24 protein-coding genes and 1 tRNA gene are annotated in these 25,252 nt (G+C 63.4%); 11 read left to right on the forward strand and 14 right to left on the reverse strand.

The annotated features are described in order from the left end of the window. Positions 1-9 precede the first annotated feature (9 nt). Positions 10-429, reverse strand: a complete 420-nt coding sequence (clpS, locus tag KIT02_RS04115; RefSeq protein WP_297582582.1) for an ATP-dependent Clp protease adapter ClpS — start codon at positions 427-429, stop codon at positions 10-12. A gap of 325 nt (positions 430-754) precedes the next feature. Here clpS and KIT02_RS04120 point away from each other — a divergent pair, with 325 nt between their 5' ends. Both KIT02_RS04120 and KIT02_RS04125 read left to right on the forward strand, forming a co-directional pair. Continuing rightward, positions 755-2,320: a D-alanyl-D-alanine carboxypeptidase gene (locus KIT02_RS04120; RefSeq protein ID WP_297582585.1), complete on the forward strand. Its 1,566-nt coding sequence runs from the start codon at positions 755-757 to the stop codon at positions 2,318-2,320. Positions 2,321-2,426: 106 nt separating this feature from the next. Then, complete coding sequence (locus KIT02_RS04125; RefSeq protein ID WP_297582588.1) at positions 2,427-2,696, forward strand: hypothetical protein; 270 nt, start codon at positions 2,427-2,429, stop codon at positions 2,694-2,696. A 9-nt stretch (positions 2,697-2,705) separates the two neighbouring features. Here KIT02_RS04125 and KIT02_RS04130 read toward each other — a convergent pair whose 3' ends face one another. Continuing rightward, on the reverse strand, positions 2,706-4,067 hold the full coding sequence (locus KIT02_RS04130) for an MATE family efflux transporter (RefSeq protein ID WP_297582591.1): 1,362 nt from the start codon (positions 4,065-4,067) through the stop codon (positions 2,706-2,708). 301 nt (positions 4,068-4,368) lie between these two features. Between KIT02_RS04130 and KIT02_RS04135 the strand changes: the two genes are divergently transcribed. Together KIT02_RS04135 and KIT02_RS04140 are read left to right on the forward strand one after the other, a co-directional pair. Beyond that, positions 4,369-5,097, forward strand: coding sequence for an AzlC family ABC transporter permease (locus tag KIT02_RS04135; RefSeq protein WP_297582593.1), 729 nt, complete (start codon positions 4,369-4,371; stop codon positions 5,095-5,097). Beyond that, positions 5,081-5,389 (forward strand): AzlD domain-containing protein, encoded by a 309-nt coding sequence (locus KIT02_RS04140; RefSeq protein WP_297582595.1) that lies wholly within the window; start codon positions 5,081-5,083, stop codon positions 5,387-5,389. The genes KIT02_RS04135 and KIT02_RS04140 overlap by 17 nt, the downstream gene beginning before the upstream one ends. Before the next feature lie 23 nt (positions 5,390-5,412). On the opposite strand, the gene KIT02_RS04145 is transcribed toward KIT02_RS04140, so the two are convergent. From KIT02_RS04145 to KIT02_RS04155, 3 genes are all read right to left on the reverse strand, one after another. Further along, positions 5,413-5,496 (reverse strand) — tRNA-Leu (locus KIT02_RS04145). Positions 5,497-5,560: 64 nt separating this feature from the next. Then, complete coding sequence (locus KIT02_RS04150; protein WP_297582598.1) at positions 5,561-8,038, reverse strand: penicillin-binding protein 1A; 2,478 nt, start codon at positions 8,036-8,038, stop codon at positions 5,561-5,563. A 98-nt stretch (positions 8,039-8,136) separates the two neighbouring features. Further along, positions 8,137-9,396, reverse strand: coding sequence for an N-acetylmuramoyl-L-alanine amidase (locus KIT02_RS04155; protein ID WP_297582601.1), 1,260 nt, complete (start codon positions 9,394-9,396; stop codon positions 8,137-8,139). Positions 9,397-9,992: 596 nt separating this feature from the next. Here KIT02_RS04155 and KIT02_RS04160 point away from each other — a divergent pair. Continuing rightward, a complete protein-coding gene (locus KIT02_RS04160; protein ID WP_297582604.1) occupies positions 9,993-12,599 on the forward strand; it encodes a ribonuclease E/G in 2,607 nt (868 codons plus the stop codon). 36 nt (positions 12,600-12,635) lie between these two features. Here KIT02_RS04160 and KIT02_RS04165 read toward each other — a convergent pair whose 3' ends face one another. Both KIT02_RS04165 and KIT02_RS04170 read right to left on the reverse strand, forming a co-directional pair. Further along, positions 12,636-13,148, reverse strand: a complete 513-nt coding sequence (locus KIT02_RS04165; protein WP_297582607.1) for a GNAT family N-acetyltransferase — start codon at positions 13,146-13,148, stop codon at positions 12,636-12,638. A gap of 4 nt (positions 13,149-13,152) precedes the next feature. Further along, on the reverse strand, positions 13,153-14,307 hold the full coding sequence (locus tag KIT02_RS04170) for an aminotransferase class I/II-fold pyridoxal phosphate-dependent enzyme (protein ID WP_297582609.1): 1,155 nt from the start codon (positions 14,305-14,307) through the stop codon (positions 13,153-13,155). Positions 14,308-14,457: 150 nt separating this feature from the next. On the opposite strand from KIT02_RS04170, the gene KIT02_RS04175 reads away from it, so the two are divergent. From KIT02_RS04175 to KIT02_RS04200, 6 genes are all read left to right on the forward strand, one after another. Further along, the gene (locus KIT02_RS04175; protein WP_297582611.1) at positions 14,458-15,312 is read left to right on the forward strand and encodes a DsbA family protein; all 855 of its coding nucleotides are present in this window, start codon (positions 14,458-14,460) and stop codon (positions 15,310-15,312) included. A 90-nt stretch (positions 15,313-15,402) separates the two neighbouring features. After that, on the forward strand, positions 15,403-15,840 hold the full coding sequence (gene aroQ / locus KIT02_RS04180) for a type II 3-dehydroquinate dehydratase (protein WP_297582613.1): 438 nt from the start codon (positions 15,403-15,405) through the stop codon (positions 15,838-15,840). 33 nt (positions 15,841-15,873) lie between these two features. After that, the gene (gene accB, locus KIT02_RS04185; RefSeq protein WP_297582614.1) at positions 15,874-16,377 is read left to right on the forward strand and encodes an acetyl-CoA carboxylase biotin carboxyl carrier protein; all 504 of its coding nucleotides are present in this window, start codon (positions 15,874-15,876) and stop codon (positions 16,375-16,377) included. Positions 16,378-16,389: 12 nt separating this feature from the next. After that, positions 16,390-17,736 carry an acetyl-CoA carboxylase biotin carboxylase subunit gene (gene accC / locus KIT02_RS04190; RefSeq protein WP_297582616.1) on the forward strand — a complete coding sequence of 449 codons (1,347 nt, stop codon included), beginning with the start codon at positions 16,390-16,392 and terminating at the stop codon, positions 17,734-17,736. Between the two features lie 214 nt (positions 17,737-17,950). Next, the gene (aat, locus tag KIT02_RS04195) at positions 17,951-18,586 is read left to right on the forward strand and encodes a leucyl/phenylalanyl-tRNA--protein transferase (RefSeq protein ID WP_297582618.1); all 636 of its coding nucleotides are present in this window, start codon (positions 17,951-17,953) and stop codon (positions 18,584-18,586) included. Continuing rightward, positions 18,583-19,359, forward strand: coding sequence for an APH(3') family aminoglycoside O-phosphotransferase (locus KIT02_RS04200; protein ID WP_297582620.1), 777 nt, complete (start codon positions 18,583-18,585; stop codon positions 19,357-19,359). Before aat ends, KIT02_RS04200 begins: the two co-directional genes overlap by 4 nt. A 131-nt stretch (positions 19,360-19,490) precedes the next feature. Here KIT02_RS04200 and KIT02_RS04205 read toward each other — a convergent pair whose 3' ends face one another. The 7 genes from KIT02_RS04205 to KIT02_RS04235 all read right to left on the reverse strand — a co-directional run bounded on the left by KIT02_RS04205 (position 19,491) and on the right by KIT02_RS04235 (position 25,115). Further along, positions 19,491-19,988, reverse strand: coding sequence for a GyrI-like domain-containing protein (locus KIT02_RS04205; protein WP_297582623.1), 498 nt, complete (start codon positions 19,986-19,988; stop codon positions 19,491-19,493). A 75-nt stretch (positions 19,989-20,063) separates the two neighbouring features. After that, entirely contained in the window at positions 20,064-20,471 is a 408-nt protein-coding gene (locus KIT02_RS04210; RefSeq protein ID WP_297582626.1) for a DUF2155 domain-containing protein, read from the reverse strand. A gap of 27 nt (positions 20,472-20,498) precedes the next feature. Continuing rightward, the gene (locus tag KIT02_RS04215) at positions 20,499-20,885 is read right to left on the reverse strand and encodes an NADH:ubiquinone oxidoreductase subunit NDUFA12 (RefSeq protein WP_297585107.1); all 387 of its coding nucleotides are present in this window, start codon (positions 20,883-20,885) and stop codon (positions 20,499-20,501) included. Between the two features lie 393 nt (positions 20,886-21,278). Continuing rightward, the gene (locus KIT02_RS04220; RefSeq protein WP_297582629.1) at positions 21,279-22,517 is read right to left on the reverse strand and encodes a sugar transferase; all 1,239 of its coding nucleotides are present in this window, start codon (positions 22,515-22,517) and stop codon (positions 21,279-21,281) included. Beyond that, entirely contained in the window at positions 22,514-23,614 is a 1,101-nt protein-coding gene (locus tag KIT02_RS04225) for a glycosyltransferase family 4 protein (RefSeq protein ID WP_297582632.1), read from the reverse strand. The genes KIT02_RS04220 and KIT02_RS04225 overlap by 4 nt, the downstream gene beginning before the upstream one ends. A 20-nt stretch (positions 23,615-23,634) precedes the next feature. Then, on the reverse strand, positions 23,635-24,306 hold the full coding sequence (locus KIT02_RS04230) for a hypothetical protein (protein ID WP_297582635.1): 672 nt from the start codon (positions 24,304-24,306) through the stop codon (positions 23,635-23,637). Beyond that, complete coding sequence (locus tag KIT02_RS04235; RefSeq protein ID WP_297582638.1) at positions 24,303-25,115, reverse strand: LicD family protein; 813 nt, start codon at positions 25,113-25,115, stop codon at positions 24,303-24,305. The genes KIT02_RS04230 and KIT02_RS04235 overlap by 4 nt, the downstream gene beginning before the upstream one ends. Positions 25,116-25,252 lie beyond the last annotated feature (137 nt).

Consider the following 25,252-nt stretch of genomic DNA (forward strand, 5'->3'; position numbering starts at 1 on the left):
ATGATGTTCCTACTGTTTTTCCATCACGCATTGCAGCGGATGCTGGTTCTTGCGTGCCGTATCCATGACGCGGGTGACCTTGGTCTCGGCCACCTCGTATGGATATACGCCGCACTCACCCACCCCCTTCTGGTGTACGTGCAGCATGATGCGCATGGCGTCTTCGCGTGACTTGTTGAAGACGTCCTGAAGCACCAGAACGACGAATTCCATCGGCGTGTAGTCGTCGTTGAGCAGCAGAACCCGATAGAGGTTCGGCCGCTTGGTTTTGGGACGCGTCTTGGTCACCGTCCCGGATTCGAATCCTGCATCGTCTCCGCCGCGGTTTCCGCCCTCACCGTCCTTGGCGGCGCGAAGCACGCCCGGGGGCGGCTCGGGCACGATCCGGAGCGGCAGATTTGGCAGGGGCAGAGTGGCAGTCTTTGTCATGGCGGTCGCGATATCGCGGAAAACGAAGCAGTGAGGTTGGACCCATTATGTAGGCAAAATCTGCGCGGTGTTAAGGCCCCCTCATTCGCGATGACGTGAGGCGCCCAAATGCGCCCCGGCGCGGCCGGAAACGGGCACAGTCTGCTGGCGATTGTGACCCATCGGCGACTCAAACGCGAAAAAGCATCGCATTTTACGGATTCGTAACGGCGGGCGGATAGCCTTCTTGAAGCTGGCCTTTCGGGCAAGGGGACAACCTGGGCGGACAGCGCGTCAAACGAGTTGCGTACGGGCTATTTGCCCGAGTAAGTAATTGGAGTACCGGGTGATTTTCCTGGCGAAGACCCCTTGGCACATCGCGTTTCTGCGTGCCGTTACCGCCCTGTTCGTCGTGCTCGGCCTCAGCCTTGCCGCCGCGGCGCCCACGCAGGCCATCGAAAACCTCCGCAGATATGCCGGCATCGTCGTCGACGCCAAATCCGGCAAGATCCTGTACGAAGAGCAAGCCGATTCAAAGCGTTACCCGGCCTCCGTGGCCAAGGTGATGACGCTCTACGTGCTCTTCCAGGAACTCCAGGCCGGCAATCTCAGCCTTTCCACCAAGATGACCGTCTCGCGTCACGCCGCATCGGCCGTCCCGACCAAGCTCGGCCTGCGCGCCGGCTCCACCATTTCGGTCGAAGATGCCATCAAGTCACTGGTCACCCTGTCGGCCAATGACATGGCCCGCGTGATCGCCGAGCACATTTCCGGCAGCGAAAGCAAGTTTGCCGAGCGCATGACCGCGACCGCCCGCGCCATGGGCATGACCAGCACCACATATCGCAACGCCTCCGGCCTGCCCGACGGCGGCCAGGTGACCACGGTGCGCGACCAGGCCATCCTGGGCATCGCCATCTACCAGCACTTCTCCCAGTACTACGACTATTTCCAGACCACGGCCTTCCGCTATGGCGGCAAGACCTATGGCAACCACAACCGGGTTCTGGGCTATATGGGCGCCGTCGACGGCATCAAGACCGGCTATATCAATGCCGCCGGCTCCAACCTTCTTACTGCCGCCCGCAAGGACAATCGCCACATCGTCATCGTCGCCTTCGGCTTCAACTCGGCCGCAGCACGCGACGAGAAAGTACGCCAGCTCGTTTCGACCTACCTGACCAAGGGCCGCCAGGGCAATTACCTGCAGACCGCCATGGTCCCGGTGCCCGGCCGCCAGGGCAGCACCCAGTTCGCGCTGGCTGCCCCCCGCAAGCCGACCCTTGCCATGCCCGTGCCGATGCCGGAATTCCGCCTCGCATCGCTGGTGGCAGGCAATGGCGCCCAGCCACAGGCTCAGGTTGCCGTCGCCTCCGCCGCCCCTGTGGCCGTGACCATGCCGGCGCCGCCCCCAACCGATCTGGGCCTCGCGCCGGCCGTGCAGGCCGCCACCGTGCTCGCCGCGCCCACCCAGGCTCAGCCGCAATATCCGACCCAGGACGTCATCGGCGCCTGGTTGAGCGAAACCTATAATCTCGGCGCACCCCCGGCCGCGCTTGGCCAGACCGCGCCCTCCACCCCCCTCCTGCCCCCGGGTCAGGTCGGCACCGAAGGTCAGGCCGTCGATCTCATGAATTCCGGTTCGGTGCAGGATGCCGTGGCGCCCGCAGGCAACTGGATCGTCCAGGTTGGCGCCGGCAATACCGAGGATAGCGCCCGCGCTCTCCTGTCCAGTGCGGCCAGCAAGGTCGGCGGACTGGGCGACTTCCGCTCCTATGTCGAGCGCTTCGAGAACAACGGCCAGATTTTCTACCGTGCCCGCTTCATCGGCTTTGGTGACCGCGACGGCGCGACCGCCATGTGCAACCGGCTCAAGGAGCAGGACATGGCCTGCCTTGCCATGCAGGGCTGACATCGACTTCCGGCGGCGCGTAATGCCGCCGGCCTGACAACCAGCCGGAACGAGCTGGATCGAACACACGGGGACGCGCCTTGGTGCTTGTGTATGGAGTAGCCCAATGAGTGAACGCAGTGCTCTGGTCGAACTGGCCAATTTCATCGGCCGGTCGCCGCTGGCCTCACCGGATATGACGGCCCGCAACAAGGCCCTGCGCGGCATGACCGAACGGATGCTGCCGCGGCAGCGCCGCTCCGTCGGTGATCTGCTCAGCGTCGTCATGACCCTGTCAGCCCGCACGCGGCGCATGGCCCAGGAGCCAGCCCATGTCGAAATCGACGTCTTCTCGCCGGGCGGCAAGCGCGCCATTCGCATGACTTTGGGCGAATGAGAGTGGCGCTCAGATGAGCGCCACGATTGCCTTTCGCTTCCAGACGAACTGATACCAGGCCGCCTGCAGCACCATCATCATGGTAAAGCTTGCCGCATAGGCCACCCAGATGCCCGCCAGGCCCAATTCGGTCTGGCTGAGCCAGATGGCCCCCGGCAGCTCGATCAGCAGGATACAGGCCAAAGACAGCATCATTGGCGCATAGACCGTTCCGCTCGCCCGCATGATGCCCGAAAACACCACGCTCCACCCGAAGCACAGGATGCTCCACAGCACCACGTGCAGCAGCGTCTCGGTCAGCTCCACCACAGCCGGATCGGTGATGAACAGCGCCACGACGTGCTGGCTGAAGAGATAGGCCAGCGCAATGAGGCTGCCGGTGATCACCAGGTTGAGACCGAGCGCCGTACGGGTGATGGCCCCGATCTGATCGACATTGCGGGCGCCGATGGCCTGTGCGGCAAAAATCGAGGCCGCGATGCCGATGGACATGGCCGGAAACTGCACATAGCTCATCACCTGCCCCAGCGCACCGTAGGCCGCCGTCGCATCCGAGCCGAACCGGTTCACCAGCCCGACGACCACGATTCCGGCGATGGAGGAAATCACCATCTGCAGGCCGGCCGGGATGCCGAGTTTCAGGATCAGTCCCAGGAGCTTGATATCGGGTCGCACAACCGCCGCCAGCAGCGTCGCATCCGGCGCCAAGGGCATCTTGCGGGCCCGCATATAGATGAAGAGGAAGATGAGGACCGTCAGGAAGCCCGCGATCATGGCGAACGCGGCGGAATCCACGCCCAGTTGCGGCAGGCCGAACCAGCCCTGGATGAGCGCCGGCGTCACGATCAGGCTGACCACCATGGACATGATCAGCGAAAACAGCGGCGTGATGGTGTCCCCGACCCCGCGCAGCACAGAGGTCACCACCAGGAACAGGAAAAAGCCGGGCATGCCGATCAAGACGATGCGGGCATAGCCGACGGCCAGGTCGCGGATATTGTCGGGGGCGCCCAGCACGCCGAGAATATTCTCCGCCCAGATGCCACCGATAACGGCCACCACTACGCCCAGAACCAGGGCTGCGAAAAGGGTCGTGCCGGCCACCTGCTTGACCTTGTCGACATTGCGTGCGCCCCAGGCCTGGCCGACAAGGACCGTCGACCCAGCCGAAAGGCCGATTATGAAACTCATCAGGAAAAACATGATTGGGAAAAACGTCGCGGTGGCCGCCAGGGCCTCCACGCCGATCATCTGCCCCACATAGATCGAATTGATCGTGCCAGACAGCGCCTGCAGGATATTGGATGCCATCAGCGGCACGAGGAAAATGGCAAACCGCTGCCAGAGGGGGCGGATCGGAACGGACGTCATGAAAGTGCTCCAGTAGAAATCGCGTGGTGCATCACCGCGCGGGCCCCATGGACGGCAGGGTCTTCTGATGAAGGTGCCGGAGGGACCTGTTCACACCGATAACGGTGCCGGCTGGACGGGCGCTGGAGGCTGAGCGTGATGCAAGCGCCTGCCTACGCCCGACGCCGAAAGTCGTCAATGGCCCCATGTTCCACCGGCGCAAACTTGTGCTGCCCATACCGGCCCGGTCCATGCTACAGCGCCTTGAACAAACGCACCCAGCCGGTTCGGCTTGAAATTGCGCCCCTTCTGATCAAGTCCGATGCACAAAGACGCCAGCCCTGCCCCATCGCTCACGACCCAGTTCCTTGCCGGGGCTCGCGCCTGCCTGCCCGTGGCCGTGTCGGTGGCCGCCTATGGCCTGGTCTGGGGCGTGCTGGCGCGCGGCGCCGGTCTGTCGCTGATCGAGGTCGCGATGATGAGCGGCCTGGTCTTTGCCGGATCAGCCCAGTTTGTCGCCCTCGACCTGTGGACGCAGACACCGGAGAGCCTGCCCATTGGCCCGCTGGTCCTTGCGGCCCTGATCGTCAACCTGCGCTATCTGCTGCTGACCGCCACCCTGCGCCCGCTCTATCCGCCCGGACGTCTCGGCGCGCGTGCCCTCGGCATGTATCTCGTGACCGACGAAAACTGGGCCATGACCGTGGCCGCCATGGCGCGCGGCGGTGGCAGCGTGGCCTTTCTCATGGGCGGCGGCGTGCTCGCCTGGATATCCTGGATGTCCACCAACCTGATCGGCTACGGGCTTGGCTCGGCCATTGACGACCCGGCCCGCTGGGGGCTGGACTTCGCCTTCACCGCGACCTTCCTGGCCCTGCTGCTCGGCATGTGGCGCGGCCGCGGCGACATCCTGCCCTGGCTTGTCGCCGCCGCGGTCGCAGTGGTGACCGCCCGGCATGTCGAAGGCAGCTGGCACATTCTGCTCGGCGGCCTTGCAGGCAGTTTCGCCGGCGCCCTGATGGAGGTCCGCCGCCGTGCACAGCTCACCTGAGGCCATCATTGCCATTCTGGGCATGGCCATTGCCACGATCGCCATCAAGGCCGGTGGCCTGCTTCTGGCCGACCGGCTCCCGCGCGAGGGTTTCGCCGCGGCTTGGCTCCGGCACATACCCGGTGCCGTGCTCGCTGCCTTGGTTGCCCCGGCGATTCTCACCGGTGGCCCCGCCGAGGCGCTCGCCGCTCTGGCGACCGCCGCCATGTTCCTCGTCACCCGCAATCTCTTTGCGGCCATGGCCAGCGGCGTGCTCGTGGTCTATCTGGTCCGCCAATGGCTTGGCGCCTGATCACTATCGCAATATGAGGAATATGGTGCCCCCCGCCGGACTCGAACCGGCACGCCTCGCGGCGGAGGATTTTGAGTCCTCTGCGTCTACCATTCCGCCAGAGGGGCACGGGCTCGGTTCCTATCGCACTCGCAATGGACGCGCAACTGGGCTTGGCCGCGATTTCGCAGTTCAGAACTGATTGAACGATGGGGTCAGGAAGGTGCCGTTTCCACTCGGCCGCGTATTGGTGAAACCGCCGCCATATTGCTGCTGCATCATCTGTTCGCGCTGGATGGCATCATAGGCATTGACGTCGATGCCGATGACCGAGGTCATCAGGTTCGGCCCCGTACCCGGCTTGAAGGCCTCGAGCACGGCAGCTTCCCCCTCATAGGCCTTGGCGCCGCTGCTGGCGCTGATCCAGGCGGTGGACATGCCCTGCGGCACGTTGAACGGCGTGGGCGGGCGGCCCTGCATGGCCTTGGCCATGAAATTGGTGAAAATGGGCACCGCCATGCCGCCGCCGGTCGAGGATGACCCCATCGAGCGCGGCTGGTCGTAGCCGATATAGACGCCAACGGCCAATTCCGGCGTGAAGCCAACGAACCAGGCATCCTTGTAGTCATTGGTGGTGCCGGTCTTGCCGGCCACCGGGCGGTTCAGGGCCCGTGCGGCAGTGCCGGTGCCGCGCTGCACGACGCCTTCCATCATCGAGGTGATCTGATAGGCCGTCATCGGATCGAGCACCTGTTGCCGGTTGTCGATGATGCGCGGCTCGCCCTGCCCATGCCAGTCGGCAGCAGCGCAGCCATCACAGGCCCGCTCGTCATGGCGATAGACGGTGGTGCCGTAGCGATCCTGAATACGGTCGATCATGGTCGGCACGATCTTGCGGCCGCCATTGGCGATGGTGGCATAAGCCGCCGTCATGCGCATGGCCGTGGTCTCGCCGGCGCCGAGGGCCATGGCCAGCACCGGCTGCATATTGTCGTAGATGCCGAACAGCTTGGCATAATCGGCGATCAGCGGCATGCCGATATCGCGTGCCAGCCGTACCGTCATGACGTTTCGGCTGCGCTCGATGCCGCGACGCAGCGTCTGCGGGCCATAAAATTCCTGCGAATAGTTTTCCGGCCGCCAGACTGAACCGTCGCTCATCCGCACCTCGACCGGCGCATCCAGCACGACCGAGGCCGGCGTATAGCCATTGTCGAGCGCGGCCGCATAGACGATCGGCTTGAACGATGAACCCGGCTGCCGCAGCGCCTGGGTGGCGCGGTTGAACTCGCTCTCGGCAAAGGAAAAGCCACCAACCATGGCCAGCACGCGCCCGGTGCGCGGGTCCATGGCCACCAGTGCACCCTCGATCTCGGGCACCTGCTCGAGGGTATAGATGCCGTCCTTGCCGGATACCGGCGAGACATAGACCACATCTCCCACATCCAGAATATCCTGCAAAGGCTTGGAAACCCATCGGATTTCTGGCCCCGACAGAGTGCCCTCGACACGCTCCGGGGACACCCCGCCACCCGCATCGGATTCAGGACGCAGGCCGATCCGCGCTTCGTTGGCGCCCATTTCCAGCACCACGGCAAGCTGCCACTCCGGCACGTCGCTGAGCGGGCGGACGCTGGCGACATCAACGCCCCAGTCCTCGCCAATGGCCACGGTCGCCACCGGCGCGCGGAAACCTTTGGTGTGATCGAATTCGATCAACCCATCCATCAGCGCGCGCCGCGCATATTCCTGCAGGCGAGGCTCAAGCGTGGTGCGCACGGAAAGGCCGCCGCCATAGAGCTGGTCCTCGCCATAGAGCTTGGCCAGCTCGCGCCGCACTTCCTCGGTGAAATACTCGGCCGAATAAACCTGGCTGCCGCCGGTCCGCGGCACGACGTTCAAAGGCTCCGCCTTGGCGATCTCGGCTTCCGCGCTGGTCACATAGCCATTCTCGACCATGAGATCGATGACCCAGTTGCGCCGCTCGATTGCCGCCTCGGGGAAGCGGAAGGGATGATAATTGTTCGCGCCCTTGGGCAGGGCCGCAAGGTACGCCGCCTCGCCCAGCGTCAGTTGATAGAGCGCCTTGTCGAAATAGTTGAGCGCTGCAGCCGCCACGCCATAGGTCTGGCCACCGACCGAACCCATGAAAATCTCGTTGAGATAGAGCTCGAGGATCTTGTCCTTGGTAAAGGTGCTCTCGATACGCAGCGCCAGTAGCGCTTCCTGGATTTTGCGATCCCAGGTCTGCTCGAAGCTGAGCAGGAAATTCTTGGCCACCTGCTGGGTGATCGAGGAACCGCCACCCTGGATGGATCGGTTGCCGTTGAGATAGGCCATGAGATTGTCGCGCACCGCGCGCATCACGCCATCAACAGCGATACCGTTGTGATTGTAGAAATCCTTGTCTTCGGCCGAAAGAAAGGCCTGAACCACCAGCGGCGGCACCGTTTCAATAGGCTGGAACAGCCGCCTCTGGCGGGCATATTCGGCCAGCAGCGTGCCATCGGCGGCATGGACGCGCGTCGTGACCGGCGGCTGATAGTCCTGCAGGACCGTATAGTCGGGCAGTTCGGCAATCACCGTATTGAGGTAAACGGCGGCCACGGCAACGCCGGCCAGGCCCGCAAACACCCCAAAACCGAAGAGCCAACCAAGTAGTCTGAGCATTTCCGCCTATCGCTCCCGGACGACGCATTGTGGCGTCCAGCACCCGATCATATCAGGTTTGGCGGCCGAAGTTGATCCCGCGGACGTGTCCAGGCACATCACTCTTCATCCTCGAGATCATCGAAATAAGTCGAAATCCCGCGCGCCAGCGCGTCGGCGGTGCGATCCCGCCAGTCCGACTGCATCAGGTTTGCCATGTCGCTGGCATTGGAGAGGAAGCCGAGTTCCACCAGCACCGAAGGAACATCGGGCGATTGCAGCACGAAAAAATCTGCCTGGCGCACCGGAAACCGGCGCAGGGCCACGCTGGGCTCGAGCTGATGCACGATGGCCTGAGCAGCACGGAAAGACTGCACCCGCATCTCGCGGCGCATCAGGTCGACAAGGATATCGACCACCTCCGGCGTCAGTTGCGGCATCGAGAAGCCGGCAATGACGTCGGACTTGTTTTCATTGTCGGCGAGAACCTTGTCCAGCACGTCCGTGGCGTTTTCATCGCGCGTATAGACGCTTGCGCCACGGATTTCGGGTTGCTGGAAACTGTCGGCATGGATGGAAATGAACAGGTCCGCCTTGTTCCCCCGCGCCAGCGCGACCCTCTCTTCAAGGCGCAGATAGGTGTCGTCTTCCCGCGTCAGCGCCACGTCGAACCGGCCCGATTCCATCAGCAATTCCTGCAGGCGCAGCGAAAAGGCGAGGACAATGTCCTTTTCCTTGATGCCGCCCGAGGCCTCCGCGCCGCTGTCGATACCCCCATGTCCGGGGTCGATGACCACCAGGGGCTTGGTGGCAATCGCCAGCTCCGATCCACCGGCCGGCGTGGATTGTGCTGGCTGGCTGAGGCTGGCCGAAGTGCTGAGGTCACGCTCGACATTGGCGGCAAATTCCTCGGCCGTAGCCGGGATCAGGTCAACGACCAGTCGCGCCGGCTGATCCTCGAACGGATCGAGCACATAGGCCTGTTGCACCTGGGCCGGCGCCGCAAGGGTCAGCGTCGTGCGGATGCGGTCCGGACCAGCCTGCTCGACCACATAGCCCGAGACCAGTCCCGCATCGCCCGCAGGTACCCCCTCAGGTTCCGGCACCGAAAACGTGCCTGCCCGCACATCGATGGCGAGCCGGTCGGGACCGGTCAGCGACACAAAGGCAAATTCGGTGCGCGCGGCGAGGTCGATGACCAGACGCGCCCGGTCCTCGGCTGATGTCACTCGGGCATCGATGACATTGGGCAGCGCCACTTCGGCTGGCGTTTCGGCGGCTGGATCGGCCGCGCTCTCCTCCTGCGCATGGCCCGGCACGGCCAGGCCGATGAACAGCACGAGAAGGGTCAGCAGGCGTATGAGATTTGTCGTGGTCAAACTCGACCGGGCTCCCGTCGGCGTGTCGCGTGCAATACCTGGTGCAATGCGGCGAATCTTCGGCAAACACGGCCTTATGCGATGATTTGCGCGGATGGCCAAGAAAGCCGTCATCACAAAGCACGCCGCAGCGGCAATTTTGACTTTCTTGTTGCCATTCAACCGCAACACCCCTACACGCTAAAGATGCAGGCGCGTGTGCTTCGCGACCCGCCAGGATGAACAAAACTTTTGTTCACGGCGCTGCGAAGCAGGCCAGATCCATCCCTTAGTTCGGATGCGAGTCTGGAGGAAAGCGGCAATTTCAGCGCCTCACAGAAGAATTTCGGCCGCAAGGCCGGACGGTGCTGATCCCCATCGGCGCCCAATAGGAAGAGGTCAGATGGCCCGCAGGCGGACAAAGCGTGACGCGATCGCAGCAGTCGATTGCCGTTTTGCTTCGCACCTTCTCGGGGCCACGACCGGAATTATCAAGGCGCAGAACGTGAGAGGTTCGCGCCATTCAACTCTCAACCCATTCGCCCCGCAATGCGCCAGAATGAGCAGTCCGGTCTTACCGCGCTCGCTTGTCGGCGCGCGGGTGCGCGGAGTGCATTATGGCGACCAAGAGAATGCTGGTGGATGCCATCCACCCGGAAGAAACACGGATTGTAGTTACAGCCGGTAACCGGCTTGAGGAATTCGACTTTGAATCGGCGACCCGCCGCCAGTTGCGGGGGAACATTTACCTCGCAAAGGTCACGCGCGTTGAGCCAAGCCTGCAGGCGGCTTTCGTCGAATATGGCGGCAATCGCCACGGTTTCCTCGCTTTCAGCGAAATCCATCCGGACTATTACCAGATCCCCGTAGCCGATCGCGAAGCCCTGCTGCGCGACGAACAGCACGAGGATGACCACCACGAAGAGACCGAAGACACCGTCTCGGTCCCCGAAGGCGTGGTTGAAGCCGAGGCCGAGGCCGATCCGCAGGAACACGGCGAAGACAGCCATATCGAGCAGGCTCCGGCCAGCAGCGAACCGGTCGAATCGATCGGTGGCGCCGATGCGCTCGAGGAAGTGCCGGAACGCCGCCGTTCAGGCCAGCAGCGCCGGCACCAGTACAAGATCCAGGAAGTCGTCAAGCGCCGGCAGGTCATGCTGGTGCAGGTCGTCAAGGAAGAGCGCGGCAACAAGGGCGCGGCCCTGACCACCTACCTTTCCCTTGCCGGTCGCTATTCGGTGCTGATGCCCAATACCGCTCGTGGCGGTGGCATTTCCCGCAAGATCACCAACGCCGCCGACCGCAAGCGCCTCAAGGAAATCACAGCAGATCTCGAAGTGCCGCAGGGCATGGGCGTGATCCTGCGCACGGCCGGTGCCTCGCGCACCAAGGCCGAGGTCAAGCGCGACTTCGAATATCTCATGCGCCTGTGGGAAAGCGTCCGCACGCTGACCCTGCAGAGCCAGGCCCCCTGCCTCGTCTATGAAGAGGGCAGCCTGATCAAGCGGACCATCCGCGACCTCTACAACAAGGACATCGATGAAGTTCTCGTGGCAGGCGATGGCGCCTATCGCGAGGCCAAGGACTTCATGAAGATGATCATGCCGTCCCACGCCAAGAACGTGAAACCCTATGGCGAAGAGCAGCCGCTCTTTTCCAAGTACGGCGTCGAGAACCAGCTCGATCAGATGTTCTCGCCCACGGTCACCCTGCCCTCGGGCGGCTATATCGTCATCAACCCGACCGAAGCCCTCGTCTCCATCGACGTGAACTCGGGCCGCTCCACCAAGGAGCACAATATCGAGGACACCGCCCTCCAGACCAATCTGGAAGCCGCCGAAGAAGTCTCCCGCCAATTGCGCCTGCGCGATCTGGCCGGCCTCATCGTCATCGACTTCATCGACATGATGGAGAACCGGTCCAACCGGGCCGTCGAGCGCAAGCTCAAGGATTGCCTCAAGGACGATCGAGCCCGCATCCAGGTGGGCCGCATCAGCCACTTTGGCCTCATGGAAATGAGCCGCCAGCGCATCCGCTTCGGCGTGGTGGAATCGTCGACCCACAAGTGCCCGATCTGCGATGGCACCGGCCTCGTGCGGTCCACCGAAAGCCTGGCGCTGATGATCATGCGCCACATCGAGGACCACGTCCTGCGCAAGCAGGGTCAGTCGATCAATGTCCGCGTGCCGGTAGAGGTCGCCCTCTACATCCTCAACTACAAGCGCGAGACCCTTTCGCAGCTTGAAATGCGCAACAACCTCTCCATCACCATCACCGCCGATGGCAAGATGACGGGTCACCAGTTCGCCATCGAAAAGGGCGAGGCCCGCGCCTCTGCCTATGCCGATCAGCGCGCCGCTGCCCATGTGCGCGTCGATAGCGCCGTCATCGAGGACGCCGAAGAGGAAGAGGTCGAAGAGGCCGAATCCGAAGCCGCCGAGGAACGCACCGAAGCCGGTGAAGGCGAAGGCTCCGGCCGCCGGCGCCGCCGCCGACGCCGCCGTGGTGGCCGCAATGGCGACCAGCCCCAGCAGCAGTCCGACGACGCGGCCGAAACGCCCGAATCCGGCGATGACGAGGGCGAGGACACCGAGACCGCTCGCGAAACCGCCGAGGGCGAGACCGATGCCGATGGCGAACCCCGCCGCCGCCGTCGCCGTGGCCGCCGTGGCGGACGCCGCAATCGTCGCGATGGTCAGGATCAACAGACCGAGGGCGCCGCAGCCGCTGTCGGGGCGCCGAGCGAAGCCATTGTCGATCACGTCGAGCTTGACGAGCCGGCCGAGACAGAGGCTTCCGAAGCTACCGCCGAGGAAAAGCCCGCCGAGAAGCCCAAGCGGTCGCGCCGCAAGAAGGTCGTCGAGACCGAGGACAGCGCTCCTGCCGAAACCACGCCGGTGGAGGCCGAGGCAGAGCCCGCTGCGGCCGAGAAGCCGAAGCGCAAGCCGCGCACCCGCAAGAAGGCCGAACCGGCCGAGGCTGCCCCCGCTGCCGCCGTCGCCGAGGCCGCCCCTGCCGCGGAACCCGTGGCCGAGGAAGCCGAGCCCGCCAAGAAGCCGGCCCGCAGCCGTCGCGTGAAGAAGGAACTCCCGCCCGAGGGTGTTGTCGTGACCTCCAGTGCCGCGCCGGAGGCACCGGCCCCGGTTGCCGAGGAGAGCGACACCGCCGAGCCTGAAAAGAAGAAAAAAGTCGGCTGGTGGCAGCGCCGCCTGGGTCTGGGCTAGAAAATGCAGAGGGCGGCCCCAGGGCCGCCCTTTTTCTTAGCGCCGGTCGTCGCCGCGATTGTATCGGAACACGACATCGCCCTCGTCCTGCGTGCGCGCCTCCGGGTCGCGCACCCCGCCAAGCCTGGCCGAAACCGCCATGGACCTGCTGTTGCTGGCGTCGAAATAGCTCACAAGCGTTTCAAGACCCAGCGTCGTGAATGCCCAGTCGCGCATGGCAGCGCCGGCTTCGGTCGCATAGCCCTTGCCCTCGTGACCGGCATAGAGCAACCAGCCGAGTTCCTTTTCCGGAAACATCGGCCCGTGATTGATGCCCACCTGCCCGACGCAGACCCCGGTGTCACGACGATCGATCATCAGCGCGCCATGCCCATAGAGCGACCACATGGCCACATCGCTGCTGAACATGCCCCATGCGGCCCACCCGGCGAAGGGACCACCCATGAACCGCGACCGCTCCGACGCCAGAAAGGCGGCATAGTCCGGCCAGTCGGTCATCTCGGGAGCCCGCAGCACCAGCCGCTCGGTGGTCAGCCTGGGTATGATCATGGTCTCACGATCCGGCCCGGACGAAAGCCCGAAGGCGCTCGAGCGCCATCTCTATGCTCGGCCGCGTCCCGGCAAAACTGAACCGCACAAAGCCATTGCCCTCCGAACGGTCGAAGTCGACACCCGGCGTCGCCGCCACGCCGGCCTGCTGCAGCATGTCGAGGCAAAAGCGCATGGAATCATTGGCAAAATCCCGAATGCCCGCATAGGCATAGAAGGCGCCATCGCCGGCGGACGCCAGGTCGAACCCGATTTCGCGCAGGCCATCGGCCAGCAATGTCCGGTTCTGCGCATAGGCGGCCTTCTGCTCTTCTGCATAGTCACGCTCACCCAGCGCGACACGGGCAGCGATCTGGCTCAGCGTCGGCGCCGATATGAAGAGGTTCTGCTGCAGGATCTCGCCCCGCCTGATCAGGTCTTCGGGCAGCACCATCCAGCCGATCCGCCAGCCGGTCATGCAGTAATATTTCGAGAAACTGTTGATGACGATGGCGTCGCGGGTCAATTCGAGCGCACTGACCGACGCCCCCCGATAGTCGAGACCATGATAGATTTCGTCCGAAATCAGCCGCACGCCCAGGCGCGCGCAGGTGTCTACAATGTCCGCCAGTTGCTTGCGGTCCACCGCCGCTCCGGTTGGATTGGCAGGGCTGGCAAACAGCAGGCCCTCGAAAGGCTGAAGCGCATGGGCAGCCGCAATGTCCGCGCCGGTCAGGTGCCAGCCATTGGCCGCCGAAACCGGGATTTCGGCCACGCCAAATCCCAGCCCCAGCAATGTGTTCACATAGGCCGGATAGCCCGGCCGCGTGATGGCAATGCGCGCCCCGGGCCGGAAGGCGGTGTGAAATGCCAGCACGAAGCCCGACGACGATCCCATCGTCGCCAGCATCAGTTCGGGATCGACGGCCACGCCATGCTGGCTGGAATAATACGCGGCCAACCCTTGCCGCAGCGCGAGCAGCCCCTTGGCATTGGTATAGCCCTGCGGGTCGGGCAGGGCCTTGGCTACGGCCTCCAGCACGCGCGGCGCTGGCGGCTGGCCCGGCTCGCCCAGCTCCAGGTGGCAGATGCTCCGCCCCTCGGCCTCGAGCGCGCGCGCCCGATTGAGGATTTCCATCGCATAAAAGGGCATCAGCCCGTCGGCACTTGTCGTCGTCATGCTGTCTCCGAAACCCGTGCCCCCGGACTAACCGCAGATGCTCCCGGCCTCAACAACAATTGATGCCGGGCGAAAGGATGCGTGCATCATCGGCTGCTAGTTTGGCCGTGTTCTGCTAGAACCGAGCCGACTCGCACGGAGCTTTCCGCAATGAACCGCCTTTCCCTCGTCCTCGTCGCCCTGGTGGGCATCCTTGCTGGCGCCCTGGGATATTCCCAGCTCAACCGGCCGGAGCCACAGACCGACGAGGCCGCCGTGCGGGCCATTGTCGAGGGCATCCTGACCGAGCGCGAAGCCGCCGAACCGGACGTCACCGAGACGGCCGAAATCGACCCCGCCGTGCTCAATCCGATGATCGAAACCTACCTGATGAGCGACCCCAAGCTCCTCCAGCGCATGTCGGTAGCCCTGGACGACACGCTCCGCACCGAGGAACAGGAGCGGGCCCAGTCGGCCATCGCCGAGTTCCGCTCCGCCATCTATGACGCCGATGACCACGTCATCCTCGGCAATCCGGAGGGTGATGTCACGCTGGTCGAGTTCTTCGACTACAATTGCGGTTACTGCCGCAGCGCCCTGCCCGATCTGGCAACCCTTCTGGCGGAAGACCCGAACCTCAAGGTCATCCTCAAGGAATTTCCCATTCTCTCCGCCGAGTCGGTGGATGCCGCCCGCGTTGCCGTCCTGGTGGGCGAAGAAGAAGGCATCGACTACTGGGCTTTCCACGAGGCCCTGTTCACCAGCCGCGCGCAGGTCGACAAGGAAGTTGCACTCGCCGCCGCCGCCGATCTCGGCCTCTCCCGCGTCAGTCTCGAATTGCGGATGCAGGAGCCCGAGGTCAGCGAAACCATCCAGAATTCCTACAAGATCGCCCAGGCGCTCGGCATCACCGGCACCCCGACCTACATCATCGGTAACGAGATCATTCCCGGCGCCATCGGCGCCGACGACCTGCGGGCACGGATCGCCAATATGCGCGAATGCGGAAAATCGGACTGCGGCTGAGCGCAGGCCTTTCAAACCCTAGCGTTTTCAGTGCATTTCGTGTAACCGCCCTTGCGCCGGTCGATAGCGCCGGTGCACAAGGCTTGGATCATGGCAAAACGCGTTCTCGTCCTCAACGGCCCGAACCTCAACCTGCTCGGCACACGCGAGCCAGGCACATATGGCTCGGAAACCCTCCGGGACGTGGAAGCGCTGTGCAAGGCCACCGGCGATGAACTCGGCCTGTCGGTCGATTTCCGTCAGTCCAACCACGAAGGCGAGCTGGTGACCTGGATACAGGACGCCCGCAAAACCGCCGATGCCATCCTCATCAATCCGGCCGCCTATTCCCACACCTCCGTCGCCATTCACGACGCGTTGCGGGCCGTGGCCTTGCCGGCTGCGGAAGTCCACCTGACCAACATCCACCAGCGGGAGCCATTCCGGCACCATTCTTATGTCTCAAGTGTCGCCTATGGCGTCATTTGCGGCTTTGGTTCGCTGGGGTATAAACTGGCCCTGCAAGCTTTGGCCGAAAAACTCAAATAACGACTCGACGCGAAGAGCCGGGAGAATGAAAAAATGACCAAGTCATCGCAGGTGGATCAGGATCTGATCCGCGCTATCGCCGAACTGCTGAACAAGGAAAATCTCGCCGAGATCGAGATTGAGCAGGAAGACCTGCGCGTCCGCGTGACCCGGTCCTATCCCAATGAGGCCCCTGCCTATGCCCCGGCCCCGGTGCAATACATGGCCGCCCCCCAGGGCGCCGCACCGGCCGCCGCACCGAGCGCACCCAGTGGCTCCGTGCCTGCCGCTGCTCCCGCCAAGGCCGAGGATCTGGCGTCCAATCCCGGCACCCTGACCTCGCCGATGGTCGGCACCGCCTATCGTTCGCCCGAGCCGGGCAAGCCGTCCTTCGTGGAAGTCGGTGGCAAGGTGAGCGAGGGCCAGACGGTTCTCATCATCGAAGCGATGAAGACCATGAACCAGATTCCGGCCCACCGTTCGGGCACCGTCACCCGCATTCTGGTGGATGACGCCCAGCCGGTTGAATATGGCGAGCCGCTCGTCGTCATCGAGTAAAGGGGGCTTTTCATGTTCCAGAAGGTCCTGATCGCCAATCGCGGCGAAATCGCCCTGCGCATTCTGCGCGCCTGCAAGGAAATGGGCATCCAGACCGTCGCCGTCCACTCGACTGCCGACGCCAATGCCATGCATGTGCGCCTGGCCGATGAGAGCGTCTGCATTGGCCCCAACTCGGCCAAGGACAGCTATCTCAACATCCCCTCACTGCTCGCCGCCTGCGAAATCACCGGCGCCGACGCCGTGCATCCCGGCTACGGCTTCCTGTCCGAAAACGCCCGCTTCGCCAAGATCCTCGAAGAGCACAAGGTGACCTTCATCGGTCCCTCCGCGCATCACATCGAGATCATGGGCGACAAGATCACCGCCAAGAAGACCGCCGTGGAACTGGGTATTCCAGTGGTCCCGGGTTCGGCCGGTGCCGTCGAAACCGAGCAGCAGGCCCTCAAGACCGCCAAGGACATCGGCTATCCGGTGCTGATCAAGGCGACAGCCGGTGGCGGCGGGCGCGGCATGAAGGTGGCCCAGTCCGAAAAGGAACTGCTGGTTGCCTGGTCGACCGCGCGTTCCGAAGCCAAGGCAGCCTTCGGCAACGACTCTGTCTATATGGAAAAATATCTCGGCAAGCCGCGCCACATCGAGGTCCAGGTGCTGGGCGATGGCCAGGGCAATGCCGTCCACCTCGGCGTCCGCGATTGCTCGCTGCAGCGCCGCCACCAGAAGGTCTGGGAGGAAGCGGGCGGCCCCACCATTTCGCCCAAGGAACGCGACGAAATCGGCGAAATCTGCGCTGCCGCCATGCGCAAGCTCAAATATTCCGGCGCCGGCACCATCGAGTTCCTCTACGAGAACGGCGAGTTCTATTTCATCGAAATGAACACGCGCCTGCAGGTGGAGCACCCGGTCACCGAGCGCATCACCGGCATCGACATCGTCTATGAGCAGATCAAGGTCGCATCGGGCGAAAAGCTGTCGATGACCCAGGACAAGGTGCAATTCTATGGCCATGCCATCGAAGTGCGCATCAATGCCGAGGACCCGCAGACCTTTGCGCCCTCGCCTGGCACGATCACCTTCTACCACCCCGCCGGTGGCGTCGGCGTCCGCGTCGATTCCGCCGTCTATCAGGGCTATAAAATTCCGCCCTATTACGACTCGCTGATCGGCAAGCTGATCGTCTATGGCCGCACGCGCGAAGAATGCCTCAAGCGCCTGAGCCGTGCCGTCGACGAATTCGTCGTCGATGGGGTCAAGACCACCCTGCCCCTGTTCCAGCGTCTCATCAAGGAACCCGACATCCTGGCCGGAAATTACGACATTCACTGGCTGGAAAAATTCCTGGCCGCAAACAAGGCCTGAGCCCTTTCATCCCTCTCCCCTTGTGGGAGAGGGACAGGTTTTCTGCGTCCAGCAGAAAACCAGGGTGAGGGGTTCTCGCCGTGCCGAAGGCAAATTCGCTCCAGTGGAGCGAATTTAGGCGGGGCCATGAGAGCCATGCTCGAATGGTACACTCGGTGGCCGTGGCTTATTGCGCTGCCTTAGCGTTTCGCAGCGGACGAAGAGGGACGCAAGCATGGCCCACCGCCCCGATCCGTTTCACATCGACATCACCCCCGAGCTGATCATCCGCGCCTATCGCGCCGGCATTTTTCCAATGGCGGAGGACGCGGCCGACCAGAACATATTCTGGGTGAGCCCGGAGCTGCGAGGGATCATCCCGCTCGACGGCTTTCACATGAGCCGCAGCCTGCGCAAGACCATGCGAAAGGCCGGCTGGCAGGTCCGCGTCGATTATGATTGGGACGGCGTCATCGAGGCCTGCGCCACCGTGGGCGCAGATCGCGACACCACCTGGATCAACGGCACCATCCGCCAGGTCTATGGCGAGCTTTTCCGCCGCGGAATTGCCCATACGGTCGAAGTCTGGGACGGCGAAGACCTCGTCGGCGGCCTCTATGGATTGGCGATCGGCTCAGCCTTTTTCGGCGAATCCATGTTTCACCGCCGCACCGACGCCTCCAAGCTGGCCATGGCGCATCTGGTCGACCGGCTCAATGCCGGCGGCTACAGGCTGCTCGACACACAATTTCTCACAGACCACCTCGCCTCGCTGGGCGGCGTGGAAATCACCCGCGCCGACTATGAGGACAGGCTTGCCGAAGCGCTGACCACCGAGGCGGACTGGTCGGCCATGGACGAACCCAGATGATCGACCCAACTGAACTCCCCGAAAGCCTGAGCCCGCTTGCGGCCCTGCCCTGGTCCGAAGTGACCATCGGCGAATCGTCCGCATCTGTCTGGCGCATAAGCCTTGGCGATGGCAGCGCCGTTTTCCTCAAGAGCGAGCCTCTGCACGCCCTTGCCGAACTGCCGGGTGAAATCGAGCGGCTGAACTGGCTGACCCGCATGGGTTTCAAGTCCCCGCGTGTGGTCGACACCGAGCAGTCCAGGGACCGGCTCTGGCTCCTGATGAGCGCCGTTCCGGGAGAAGACCTGACCCACCTGGCCGATCGCCCCGAGACATTCGTCCGCGTCTATGCCCAGGGCCTCAAGCGCATCCACGCGCTCGATCCCGCCCAATGCCCCTTTGATCACGGGATCGAAGCGCGCCTCGCCGAAGCGGAACAGCGGCTGGCGGCCGGCCTCGTCGACGCAACCGATTTCGATACCGACCGCGAGGGCTGGACCGGGCGTCAGGTTTTGGACTGGCTCCACGCCAATCGACCGGGCACGGAAACCCCCATCGTCACCCATGGCGATGCCTCCACCCCAAACATCCTGGCGCTGGACGAGCGCTTCTCCGGCCTCGTCGATTGCGGCCGCCTGGGCCGCGCCGACGCCTGGCAGGACCTAGCCCTGGCCTGCCGAAGCATTGCGTTCAATATCGGCCGGGAGCACGTCCCGGCCTTCCTTGCGGCCTATGGCGCCGAATGGGACGAAACCCGCTACCGCTACTACTGCGCCCTGGACGAGATGTTTTAGGCCTGCTGGCCCAAGGTTCTCCTCCACACGATGTCATCCCGGCGCAGGCCGGGATCCATGTCCGGCAGCCAGCCCGGGCTCAACTGGGTGTGCAGGCACACAGAAAAAGGCTTGGCCCGAATACGAAGGCCCTAATCCCTGAGTTTGAACGCCAGGGTCGTCACCCACTCATTCATGTCAGGCACCTCCGCGGGATCGGATTCATAAAGCTCGAGCCGGCAGGCAAAATGGTCGCCATCGGCTTTTTCGGCCACGTCGAGCGCCGTATCACTTTCCTTGAGCCAGCCGATCAGCATCCCCGTCACGGTCATCAGCTTGTCCGGGTGCCCGGTCCAGGTCAGCGACACGAACCGCCCTTCCGGCAGCGTCCCATTGCGGACATTGCCCTCCTCCGGACCGGCTGCCGCCACGGCAATACCGGCCTCGACATCGAGCGTGTCGGACATGTCGATGCGCCGGTAATTGTAGAAAGCCGGTCCCACCGGCGTCAGCCCATGCTTGGCGATATGCGCGAAAATCTGCGGAAAGCCCTCACCGGCCGGCTGCTGCATCTGGTTCATGCGCACCGTGAAGGGCACATAGACATAGGCCTGCGCGGCGCGCGTCGCGATTTCCGGTAGGGTCAGCATATCGATCTCCTCGTTGGTCTGGTTCTAGCCAAACAACGAGCGAACCCGCCCCGCCTCGACATACCGCCCGAATTTTTACCGGTCAGCCGGCGGCGGCACATTGGTCGAGGTCTTGCACTCGATCAGCCAGACGTCATAGACGGCATGGTCCACTGCATTGAGCGCCGGGCTGTCGGCAAACATCCAGCCGGTGAAAATCCGCTCGCTGGACCCATCAAGGCTCAGTTGGTCAACCTCGAGAAAGGCCGATGTGCGCTGCAAGGTATCGCTCGATGGCCGATTATAGCAGGCGCGCGGCGTGATCTCGAGCGCACCGAACAGCACCGTCTCATCGACATAGACATCAAATCGGGTAATGCGGCCGGTAATCTTGTCCAGCCCGGCAAAGGTCGCCACCGGATTGGCCAGCGGCTGGCCCAGCGCCGGCACGGCAAGCAGACCGCAAAAGGCGATCGCTGCCGCCAGCGGCCGATACAAAGCCAAAAGAAATTGCCGCAACGCGCCCGCGCCTTATTCGGGCGACCAGGCCTGATAGTCGCCGGTCACGCGTGGCCGCTCGCCCTTGTTGAGCAGGCTGCCATCCGGCCGGTAGGCCGCCGCGGTGCCGGTCATGTTCGGCAGGTGCGGCTTTTCCCAGGCGCGCGGCTCATATTTGGCATCGGCCGGCGGAACATCGGTCCGGTGATGCATCCACCCATGCCAGCCCGGCGGAATGGCCGACGCATCCGCAAAGCCACCGGCATAGGTCACGTAGCGCCGGTTGTGCTTCTTGTCGAAATAGTAGCGGTTGCCGAATTCATCCGAGCCGACATAGCTGCCGAACCGGCGAATCCACAGCCGCGTTCCCCAGCTATTGCCGCCCCACCAGGAGAAGATTTCGGTCAAAAACTGCTTGATACCGGACTGGGCCACGAAACGATTCCGAAATTGGCGTCGAGATGCCTGCGGTTTAGCATGGCCCGCCGCACGAGCCTAGACCTTCCCCGCCCCTTCCGGCAGGAAAGTGCGCACCTTGCGTCGCGGTGGCCACGGTCGGATTGCGCGGTTCGCCGATTAAATGGCACACCCACGCTCCAAACCTCTTCACCTCCCCCTGGAAGGGGCTTTGAAGCGGCCGAAGGCAAGATCGCTCCAGTGGAGCGATCTTAGCGGAAAAGGCCATGAGAGCTGCGCTCGAATGGCAGGTAGCGCCGCTCGGCCCGCAGGGCCGTAGCAGAGCTAGGTGGGGGTGGTTTCTGGCCCCGGCCCAGCGACAACGCCACCCCAAGATCAGTCATGCACCGGACTGGTCTAGCGCGCACCCTTGCCCAGCACCAGTGTCAGCAGCGTGCGGAAAATGATCTGCAGATCAAGGTCGAAGGACTGGTGCTTGATGTAATAGAGATCGAAGGACAGCTTGCGCATTTCCTCCTCGGTGGTTGTCGCATATCCCGAGTTGACCTGCGCCCACCCCGTAATGCCCGGCTGCACCAGATAGCGAAGCCCATATTTCGGTTCGGTCGCTTCGCATTGCGTGGCCACGAAATCCGATACCGGCCGCGGCCCGATCAGGCTCATTTCGCCGATCAGCACGTTATAGAGCTGTGGCAGCTCGTCCAGCCTCAGCCGCCTCAGGAAGCGCCCGCCCGCAAAGACCCGCTTGTCGCCGACGCCAGCCGAATGGCCCTCCGAGCCCTCATGCATGGTGCGGAATTTCATCATCGAGAAGTGCTGCCCGCCATAGCCGAAGCGCTTCTGGATGAAGAGCACGGGGCGACCGTGCCGCAACAGGATAAATCCGGCGACCAGCAGGGATAGCGGCACGGTGATCGGCAGCGTCACCAGCACGGCGAGGATGTCCAGCAGGCGCTTGGCGCGGGTATAGAGCAGCTGGGTGGGCGACAGCCGGATATGGGATATGTCGAAGCTGGCCACATCGACCCGGCCCTGCCGCGTTTCCAGAAACAGCATCCAGGGCACGATTTCGACGCCACGCATGTAGTAGCGGTTTAATTGCCCCGGCTCGGTCGGCTCGCCCGGATCGATCAGCAACTGGTCGATTTCGTCGCTTTCCTTGGCGATCGGCACCCCCAGCGACACGGCAAGCGCCTGCGCGCCGGGAAATTCCAGCAAGGCCACATTGTCCGAAATGGCCTTGTGAAACCGCATATTGGCATAGGCCAGGCAACCGATGGCAATCGGCGCCGCAAGCGTCAGGCCAAAATAACTCACGCGGATACGCAGGGCCGAAAGGACCGTCACTGCCACGCAATACATCGCGGCAGTGAGCAAGGCAGACGATGTCAGCGGGTATTGGTGCCGCCTGAACGCAGTCAGCATCAGCGCCGACAGGATCGTCGCGCCGGCAATCACCGCCACCGGAACTAGCCAGTCGCTCCGCCCCGCCTGCCGCAACAGCGTCGCATAGAGCGCCCCCTGCAGCACGATGGCAACCACCGTGGGCACGATGAACAAGCGCACATCCCGCATGAAACGGTGATCGCGCAACGTGCCGCCCTGGTTCAGGATATGTGAGGTATTCGGGGTCACGCTATATCCATGGCCTCCAGCAGCCCGGCATTGATCCTAGCCGCATCGAAGCGCTCGAGCACCATCCTGCGACTTTCCGCCCCCATTCGTTCGGCCAGGACCGGATCATCGATAAACCGACGCATTGCCGCCTCCAGTGCCCTATCATCCCGAACGGGAATGAGGAACCCGTTCCGTTCGTCCACGACTGTCTCCCGGCAACCCGGCCAGTCCGTCGTGACAACCGGTCGCCCAAGCGCCATGGCCTCTTGTGTGCTGCGGGGAACACCCTCGCGATAATAACTGGGCAGCACGAAAACGGTGCAACGGGCCAGCCATTCCCGCACATTGCTCACGTGCCCGGCCCATTCAATATGGCTCCAGCCCTCGATAGTCTCGCGTGCTAGCGCGTTGGGGTTGCTGTCCAGCCCGCCAAGCAGCACGAACCTGGCTTCCGGGTAATCCGCCTTGATCCGCCTTGCCGCCTCGGCAAACTCGACAATGCCCTTCTCGCGCACAAGCCTCGCCGCCAGCAGGAATACCGCTTCCCCCTCTGGGAATGGGGCTACCGGCCACTCGGCGAGATGGACACCCGTTGCGCCCACGACAAGGCCCTTCTCACGGCGGATCACGTTCCATCTCACGAGGTCGTCAAGGTCATCCCGGTTCTGAAAGAACACCCGCTGCGCGCCGTTCATGGCAATGCGCGCGAGCCCTGAGGTCAACCAGCGCACCGCCTTTTGCCTCGGCCCGCCTTTGTCGGAAAAGGCATATCCGAGACCGGCGACCAGCCCATAAGCGTGAACATTGCCGGCCAATCGCGCGGCCATCAGTCCGTAGATCACCGGCTTGATCGCGAACGAAAATACTCTATCCGCCTTCAGCCGCCGCAGAATTCGGGCAAGGGCAAGCACGGTACCGATATCGGCAATGGGGTTCATGCCGGTCCGATTGAGCGGATAGTCCTCCGCCGCGACATCCATATCCGTCAGGATCCGCCGCTGGTCGTCTGAAAAATTGGGGGCAAGGGCGGTCACACGCCAGCCGCGTGCGAGCACGGCCCTGATCAGGGGCGCGCGAAAGTTCAGAAGCGAAAACGCGTCATTGGCAATGATCACAAAATGCCGGACAGTCGAACTCACGATCCTGCGGCCTCCCGCAGCGCCCGGCCCTGATCTCGCGCATATCCGCCATCGTCCCGCCAGCTGACCCAGTTCGCGCGCGGCACCTGCCAGTCAGAGCCGTACCGATAGGCCAGATAGGCTTCCGGATCGGCAGGCATCGCGCAGTGGGAAAAACCCTCAAGCAGTGCCGCCTGATCGAAATAGGCAGCAGGCACGACCCAGGCATCTGTCCGTGACACCATATTCATGGGAAATCGTGCGGCGTCCCCGTGGCGGAGTGCGAGCCGCCAGAGCGGTCTCAACAGGCGCCGCGCTCCACCCCTGCCGCCTTCGGACGTCGTAGCAGCGCCAACCGCGGGACTGATCCAGCCTTGACCGCTTCGTCTGAACAGCTTCACATCGAGCGTGTGCCCCACGCCGGGCAGGGGCAGTTCGAGCTTGTATGGCTGCCCGGCAAACCGCCAGACCCTACCCGCATCGCTCTTGCGCACGAGGGCCTTGAAGGCTGCCACGTCCACGACCGACACGTCCACGTCGAGGTCACCGGCAATCAGCTGGCCGCCGCGCACAAGGCCAAGCAGGGTGCCGCTGTCGAGGATAAAAGTCAGGCCGTGTTCGCGTCCGAGTGCCTCGATGCCTGCAAGCACCTTCAATGCCGAGCCATCGAATGCACGCTCGTGGGTCACGCCGCACCATCCTGCCCGAGTTGCGCGATCGCGTCTTCGGGGATCATGGGGCGGATGCAGCCATCATCAACCCAGTAGCACCAGTCTTTCTGCGGCTTTCGCCAGTCGCCATATCTCAGTGCCAGATAGGTTTCCACATCAGAGGGAATCGGAACGTCGATCCCATCCACATGAATATGCTCCAGGCGCTCGAAGTGTCGGGCCGGGACCACCCAGGTGAACATCGAGTACAGCGCCGAGATCGGCGGCACGGTTGCCCAGTGCTGGCGCTCCAGCCGATCGCGCGCAACCACGAACGCGCCCCAGATAGGGAAGGCGACGAGATTTCGGAGGACCTTCTGCCACAGCGGGCCGGTGCGCCGGAGCCTCGCCTGCTTGCGAACATTGTGCAGGAAATCGCGTGTTCGAGGCAGGTCCGCGAAGCCAGCCAGCAGATTTTCCCGTTCAGCCGGATAATAGGTGACGGTTTGGGGAGACCACGCCATGCTGCCATGGCGAAAGAAGACATGGACGTGAACCTCGCGCACGCTCCGATCGCGGCGTCGCTTGATGGTCACCCCATAAATGCGGCCGCGGTAACTCCGGGTGTGAACGCGCCACCCCTGCTCCCGCAATGTCGGCACGGCTTTTACAATACCGGCAACATCTTCTTCCCAGATGCCCAGATCGATATCGCTGTCCCAGGACATGAGGGCGCCACTGCGCACGGCGCCAAGCAACCCGCCACTATCAAGCCAGTAGTTTCCCAGATAGGGCCGTAGCGGCACAAGCGCCGCCGCCAGGGAAGGAGTCTCTCGCTGAGTGGTCACGCAACCTCGGAGGGCAAAATATCAGGCGGCCTCGGTCCTACAGGAAACTGGCGCATGCTCGCAAGCCTGCGATAGGGGCCAGAGCGTTTTCAGGAAGGCGGGCCCACTTTCTTGCCCGGGCTCCGGCCTGAAGATCG

It is taken from the genome of Devosia sp. (assembly GCF_025809055.1).
Classification (GTDB): Bacteria; Pseudomonadota; Alphaproteobacteria; order Rhizobiales; family Devosiaceae; genus Devosia.

What these genes read in the sequence shown, in the direction of transcription:
- clpS (WP_297582582.1), bottom strand. Translation starts at nt 429, where the DNA reads ATGACAAAGACTGCCACTCTGCCCCTGCCAAATCTGCCGCTCCGGATC.
- KIT02_RS04125 (WP_297582588.1), top strand. Translation starts at nt 2,427, where the DNA reads ATGAGTGAACGCAGTGCTCTGGTCGAACTGGCCAATTTCATCGGCCGG.
- KIT02_RS04130 (WP_297582591.1), bottom strand. Translation starts at nt 4,067, where the DNA reads ATGACGTCCGTTCCGATCCGCCCCCTCTGGCAGCGGTTTGCCATTTTC.
- KIT02_RS04135 (WP_297582593.1), top strand. Translation starts at nt 4,369, where the DNA reads ATGCACAAAGACGCCAGCCCTGCCCCATCGCTCACGACCCAGTTCCTT.
- KIT02_RS04150 (WP_297582598.1), bottom strand. Translation starts at nt 8,038, where the DNA reads ATGCTCAGACTACTTGGTTGGCTCTTCGGTTTTGGGGTGTTTGCGGGC.
- KIT02_RS04160 (WP_297582604.1), top strand. Translation starts at nt 9,993, where the DNA reads ATGGCGACCAAGAGAATGCTGGTGGATGCCATCCACCCGGAAGAAACA.
- KIT02_RS04165 (WP_297582607.1), bottom strand. Translation starts at nt 13,148, where the DNA reads ATGATCATACCCAGGCTGACCACCGAGCGGCTGGTGCTGCGGGCTCCC.
- KIT02_RS04170 (WP_297582609.1), bottom strand. Translation starts at nt 14,307, where the DNA reads ATGACGACGACAAGTGCCGACGGGCTGATGCCCTTTTATGCGATGGAA.
- KIT02_RS04175 (WP_297582611.1), top strand. Translation starts at nt 14,458, where the DNA reads ATGAACCGCCTTTCCCTCGTCCTCGTCGCCCTGGTGGGCATCCTTGCT.
- aroQ (WP_297582613.1), top strand. Translation starts at nt 15,403, where the DNA reads ATGGCAAAACGCGTTCTCGTCCTCAACGGCCCGAACCTCAACCTGCTC.
- accB (WP_297582614.1), top strand. Translation starts at nt 15,874, where the DNA reads ATGACCAAGTCATCGCAGGTGGATCAGGATCTGATCCGCGCTATCGCC.
- accC (WP_297582616.1), top strand. Translation starts at nt 16,390, where the DNA reads ATGTTCCAGAAGGTCCTGATCGCCAATCGCGGCGAAATCGCCCTGCGC.
- aat (WP_297582618.1), top strand. Translation starts at nt 17,951, where the DNA reads ATGGCCCACCGCCCCGATCCGTTTCACATCGACATCACCCCCGAGCTG.
- KIT02_RS04200 (WP_297582620.1), top strand. Translation starts at nt 18,583, where the DNA reads ATGATCGACCCAACTGAACTCCCCGAAAGCCTGAGCCCGCTTGCGGCC.
- KIT02_RS04205 (WP_297582623.1), bottom strand. Translation starts at nt 19,988, where the DNA reads ATGCTGACCCTACCGGAAATCGCGACGCGCGCCGCGCAGGCCTATGTC.